A 2,435-nucleotide genomic window follows, 5' to 3' on the forward strand; every position below is an offset into this window, starting at 1 on the left:
TGTCCTTTTTCAAGAATAAGTTCCACTTTGTCCTTGATGTTATATTTTTCCAAAATGGTCTTGCTTAAACGAAGTCCTTTTGAATTTCCGATTTTAATTATTGATGTTTCCATAATTTCTTAAATGTTATTACAAAGTAAATACATTTTATTGAAATATCAAAATTCGTTCCGTATTAACGTTCTGGCTAAGCTTTGGGCGGATATTACAAACGCTAATCTGTCGGCTGTGCCCAAAGATAGCAGATAAGCAAAAACTTACGGCAAGCCGTCAGCCCGCCTGAAGCTTAGCCATTGTTGTGCTTAGTGTTTTTTATTCTTTCTTTCCAATTTCGTTTTTCAATCTGTCGGACATTGTCAACTTGCTTTAGGGTTGTCAAATATTCTGTCAGTTCCAAAAGTTCAATGTCGTCTTTATCTCCTTTAAATTCCGAAGTATAAATCGCATTTCCATAGTTCTCTTGAGATTTATGTGGAGTGTCGTCAATGATTAATATTTTATCCAAGTCAAACCCTAGTTTCTTGACTTTCTTCAGTCGCTTAACGAAAAAATGATGGTCAATAAAATCAATGTTTAAATCTCCATCTGAGTCAAATGTTGAAGGTCTTTTAAAAGTGGCTTTTGAGCGAGCCCAACAAAAGATAGCTTTTTCATCAACCTTTAGCTTTTTAGTCATTTCGTCAACATAAATGTCAGTCGCTGACGACCAGATTGCGAAGCGAAAATTTCTGTCAATATAGTCTATGAACTCGTCAAAGTGCGGTCGTTTGTATACGAAGTAGTCACCAATTTCAAAGTCGTGATCATTGTATAGCCGATTCTTTGTTGCATAAACCAAGGTTTCGTCAATGTCGAGAATTACTAATATTTCAGATTTTTCTGCGGTCATTTTACATTAAGCACAACGTTTAGTATAATCGCAGTTACGGGATTAAATTTAATGTTTTTCAGATAAGTACCTACGGTAGCAATTACGCGTGGATTCGGACGTAGTCGAATCCGCCGTAATTGCGGTTATACATTGTTGCCAGTAGTTTTTTTTATTTTTAAAATTTCCTTTACAATCTTGATTATTAAAATAACCCCCGAAATTAAAAACAATGTCATTACGATTATTAGAAATGCAGTCAAATCTAATTCCATTAAATTATATAGTTCGAAAAACAATGTTCCAATAATCAGAAGAGAGCTTATCAATCCGATAATGATTTTCAAGGATTTGTTGTTCAGATATGGGAATAGTGACAGAGAAATTATTGTCAATACAACTGTCGATGTCATTATAATCAGTCCGGTACTAAATTCCGCATCTTCTTTCATTCCAAGACTCCACATCAAAACAAACAAAAGTTGTCCAATCAATATTATTGAATAAATTACTAATGGTAAATTATAATTGATTTTCACTTTTCGTTAAAATTACTGGCAACGTCTCGGCTATGAGTAGTTGCGTGTTTTGGCACTTAACTTTGCAAGTACGCACCAAACTGAAAATCCGCGAGGATTTTCAGAAGTAGGCGAGAACAAGCAATTACTTATAGCCATTGTTAGCCACCGTTTTTATTATCTTATTTTGTTAGTTAATTCACTTTTTATCACTTTCGCTTTAGGATTGTAATTGGCTATAAGTGAACGAACTATTTCTTCATCTCCAGGTGAAATTTTCGGTCCTAGAGTTACTTTCATTTTCTCAAAAGCTGAATCGGAAATCTTTAAGTCATAATGACTAAAACCTAAAGGTGTCCTATTTTCATAAAGCTCTATGAATTCTTTTACAGGAAATGAGTCTTGAATATTTTCAGTTTTAGGCTTGGGAATTACTGCAAACTTAAATCTCATTTCGTATTCGAACATCCAAATCTTCTCTTTATATACTCCCAATCCATCTAAATATACCCCTCCATATTTATCATTTAATTTTCTGGATATTTTTGGACTTATTTTTTTCTCATCATTTGTGTAAATAATGTGGCGATATGGCTTTCCACTAGATAACTTGATATGGTCTTCCGTTATCAAATCCTCTTCTTTAAATAGAGATTCATTTTTTCCTACTTCGTAAATATTAAAAACAGGAAATGGTAATTCTATTCTAACTCCACGCATTTTAGGAGTGTACATATTCCATAGGGGTAGGTATTCTTTTTTGGTTACTGCCCAACAACTGACAAACACATACATACCTAAATCTCCATAATCAACTGAAAGCCCCTCATTCGTATCGTTCACTTTATTCAATGCTGAAAACCTAATCGTCTTATTAGCTAAAATTAAAGCTAGTGAATTGATTTCTGTGTAATGATAAAGGTTTCTTGGTATGCTCATTTTTCAAATGGTGGCTAACGTTTTGGCTATGGTTTGTTGCGGAAAATGTCCGAAGGACTTTTCCGCCGTAGCCGAAAGATAGCAAAGCTGCGGGAATTTTCGGCAGAAAA

Annotated in this window: 4 protein-coding genes; all 4 read right to left on the reverse strand. The window is 34.0% G+C overall.

Annotated features, from left to right (window positions below; all coding sequences use genetic code 11):
- Positions 1 to 113 (reverse strand): AbrB/MazE/SpoVT family DNA-binding domain-containing protein (locus QRD02_RS14215; RefSeq protein WP_435373047.1); only part of this gene is annotated, 113 nt, incomplete at its 3' end.
- 173 nt (positions 114 to 286) lie between these two features.
- The gene (locus QRD02_RS14220) at positions 287 to 889 is read right to left on the reverse strand and encodes an HAD family hydrolase (RefSeq protein WP_290255626.1); all 603 of its coding nucleotides are present in this window, start codon (positions 887 to 889) and stop codon (positions 287 to 289) included.
- 125 nt (positions 890 to 1,014) lie between these two features.
- Positions 1,015 to 1,407, reverse strand: a complete 393-nt coding sequence (locus QRD02_RS14225) for a hypothetical protein (RefSeq protein WP_290255627.1) — start codon at positions 1,405 to 1,407, stop codon at positions 1,015 to 1,017.
- A 156-nt stretch (positions 1,408 to 1,563) separates the two neighbouring features.
- Positions 1,564 to 2,325: a hypothetical protein gene (locus tag QRD02_RS14230; RefSeq protein WP_290255628.1), complete on the reverse strand. Its 762-nt coding sequence runs from the start codon at positions 2,323 to 2,325 to the stop codon at positions 1,564 to 1,566.
- Positions 2,326 to 2,435 lie beyond the last annotated feature (110 nt).

Source organism: Aequorivita aurantiaca (genome assembly GCF_030410135.1).
GTDB classification, from domain to species: domain Bacteria; phylum Bacteroidota; class Bacteroidia; order Flavobacteriales; family Flavobacteriaceae; genus Aequorivita; species Aequorivita aurantiaca.